General features: G+C 39.2%; 4 protein-coding genes. All 4 read left to right on the top strand.

The window, feature by feature from the left end:
• Window positions 1–1,006: VWA domain-containing protein (locus BV390_RS30170; protein ID WP_227517267.1), on the top strand; the 1,006-nt coding region annotated here is incomplete at its 5' end.
• 71 nt (window positions 1,007–1,077) lie between these two features.
• Window positions 1,078–1,308, top strand: coding sequence for a hypothetical protein (locus BV390_RS30165; protein ID WP_004181768.1), 231 nt, complete (start codon window positions 1,078–1,080; stop codon window positions 1,306–1,308).
• Window positions 1,309–1,418: 110 nt separating this feature from the next.
• Entirely contained in the window at window positions 1,419–2,663 is a 1,245-nt protein-coding gene (locus BV390_RS30160) for a DUF7146 domain-containing protein (RefSeq protein WP_004181767.1), read from the top strand.
• A gap of 68 nt (window positions 2,664–2,731) precedes the next feature.
• Entirely contained in the window at window positions 2,732–2,956 is a 225-nt protein-coding gene (locus BV390_RS30155; protein ID WP_227517266.1) for a hypothetical protein, read from the top strand.
• The last annotated feature ends 78 nt before the right edge of the window (window positions 2,957–3,034 follow it).

Below are 3,034 nucleotides of genomic sequence, written 5' to 3'. Positions count from 1 at the left end.
CTCTGACGGCTCTGATGACTCTGACGGCTCTGATGACTCTGACGGCTCTGATGACTCTGATGGCTCTGACGGTTCTGATGGTTCTGTAACTTCTGCACGTACAACACAAAGTTTCTCACCAGCGCAATTAAGAAAGGCGATTGAAGATCTTGATGAATACCTAGACACAGAGGCTGAACAGGATAATTCTCATGATTTTCATGAAGCTATAAAAAAATCCATATCTCAAATGGCATCTTCTTTCAGTGATGCTGAAATTCAAAACTTTGGTTTTCGTTTTGGTTTTATCACTCTGACCGAGGAGGACTATAATAATGCTCTAGCTCACTCTCGTGAGCTAAGAAAGTTACTTTCTTCTTTAAATAAGCAAACTGTACGGCGTAACAACAGGCTAACTGATCGTGGATCTCGTATTCATAGTAGAAAGCTTGTTGAAGTACCTATGGGTGCAACCTCTGTGTTTAAGAAAAACGGGGAGGGATACAAAAGGTCTGATGTAGGTGTAATAAACCTGCGTGATATCTCTGTATCAATGCATGACGTATCAGTTTTAGCCTTAAAAGCAAATCTTGCATTTACCCTTGCTTGTGAATCGGTGAACAATATTGATGTTGCTGATCTTGTTTATCCAGTTCAAAAAGAAGGTTATATAGATATACTTAAGTTTTTTAATAAATCTGTATCTAGTTGCTTTTCAAATTATGAAAATGTTTCTAGCGGATTACATACCCCAACTGCGACAGCGATTAATTCATGCGTGGAATATTTCTCACGTTTGAATTTCTCACGTAAAGTTATCTTTATTGCGACTGATGGTGACCCATCTGAATCAATAGATGATGTATGCTCTGCAGTTAAAAATGCTAAAAAACATGGCATAGATATTGTTTGTGTCGGTTATGGCATTGATAAACCTCTAGGCTTTGATGGTGTTTATTTTAAAAAAATAAACGATATCTCTGAATTAAATTCTTTGTATAAAGATTTAATCAGAAGCCTAGTTTAACTTCTATTATCTTCCCAAGCGGGCTTATATACCCGCATGGGTATGTTTGCTCGCCTTTAAGGAGCAAACATATGAAAGGTAATAAGTATATTAAACGTGTTCGCGTTGACTCTCGTCAATTAGACAGTGGGATGATTGGAACCAAGGTATACGTCACAGAAGGGGAAGTTGTTAATGGAATTATGCCGGTTGAACGATTAGTTCGTGATGCCACATTTTCCGAAGACAATTCCGAAGCAATGGATTCAGCAGTTGAAAGACTGGTGGCGAAATATATTGCTAATGGTTTCGAAGTCTTATAAATGATTGTGCCACTTCGTGGCACTTCTTTCATTCTGCGTTGTGGGTTTCTCAATGTTATCTGCATTGCAGTAGGCATTGTGAAACCCACAATGTCAGCTAGGAGAGTATTATGAGTCATTCTACAAATTATAATTCACCGGCTAAAACCCCTATGCAGTACGCGCAAGAAACTTTTGACCTTGTCAAATCTCATGTGCAGCAACTGGGTGGATGGCGTAATGTATTAACGTACTATCCTGAGTTTCAGGAGGCTTTAGAAAAAGCTCCACGTTCTGTCAAATGCCCGTTTACTGGTAGTGGCAAAACGAAATTCAGATTTAAAGATAGGACGCTAGAAAGTGTTCATGCTATTCATGAGGATTATCCCCATAATACTTTTATTGATGGCATTGATTTAATTGCTGAACTAAAAAGCATTAGTAAAACGCAGGCTGCAAAAAACATTCTTGAAATGCTTGGTGTTTCCAAGGATAGAAAGTTAACTGAAGCCGACCGTGTTAATATTGTTCTTTATGACAAAAAAGCTCAATCTTTTTCAGATATTGGTGAGGAAGAGAGACTTAGTCGTATAAATAAGTTAGAAGCCGTGTATAAATACACAAAATTTGTGACACCCGATTCATTGGTTGCTCGATATCTATCAGGGCGCGGTATAAAACGGATGCTCACAAAAATTCCAGCTAGTCTGGGGTTTAATGCTAAGATGAGATACTGGCCCGGTTCTAATAAGCCAGCCAGTTTTCATCCAACGATGGTTGCTATTTTTAACGATAAATTCGGTCGCAATTGCACTATCCATAAAACTCATCTTACTGATGATGGACTTAAAAAAGCTGATGTTGAAAACCCAAAGTTAATGATGAAACCGGTCTACCAGATGAATGGTGGTTCGATGCAGTTATTTAAACCAACTTACTGTGATGAAACTAAATCATGGTTTTTGGGGGTTAGTGAAGGTATTGAGAATGCGCTATCAGTAACTGAGGCGACTTCAATTCCTTGCTGGGCATCTTCAAGTTCAACATTTATGGAAATGCTGGAAATACCTGAGTATTTAATGCCACCTTCTGATTGCCAATTTATTGAATTGTCGATTTGGGCAGATAAAGATCGGGTAAATCCAAACACCGGTAATTCAGCTGGTGAGTCCGCTGCACGTGTTCTCAAGAGCCGTATGGAGCCCTTACTTGCTGAACGCTATCCTGAAGCAACAGTCCGGGTTGAGATTCATTTGCCTGAACTGGATATACCTGATGGTGCGAAAGGTGTCGATTGGAATGATGTATTAATGCTCAAGGGTCATGAAGCTTTCCCAGGCAAACTGGAAGAAAGATTTTTTGACTTGATTAAATAATTTCATAACCCATACAGGGAGAGTGCTCCCTGTGGGGCTCTCCCTTTTTTACTTTAGGAGAGCTAATTATGAACGTTTATTATGATTATGATATCGAATCGGTTTTTAACTGGGTTAAGGAACACTTCATTCTGAAGCATTCCGCTTCTCTTGTTAATAGCCCTTGGTATGACTACGACATAGAGATAGATTTGCGCTTAGTTAAGCAAGCGTTGATAAATGGTAATTTTGAATTTTTATATGTTGTTCGTGATCATGGCACAATGGGTGATGCTGCCAACTTACTGATTTAGTGTATGATGGTGTTTTTGAGGTGCTCCAGTGGCTTCTGTTTCTATCAGCTGTCCCTCCTGTTCAGCTACTGACGGGGT

Origin of the sequence: Klebsiella sp. YJ, from assembly GCF_002108615.1 — a bacterium.
In the GTDB taxonomy this organism is placed as follows: Bacteria; Pseudomonadota; Gammaproteobacteria; order Enterobacterales; family Enterobacteriaceae; genus Klebsiella; species Klebsiella planticola.
The sequence above is the reverse complement of the archived record's forward strand: the minus strand, read 5'-3'. Positions and strand labels throughout refer to the sequence as shown.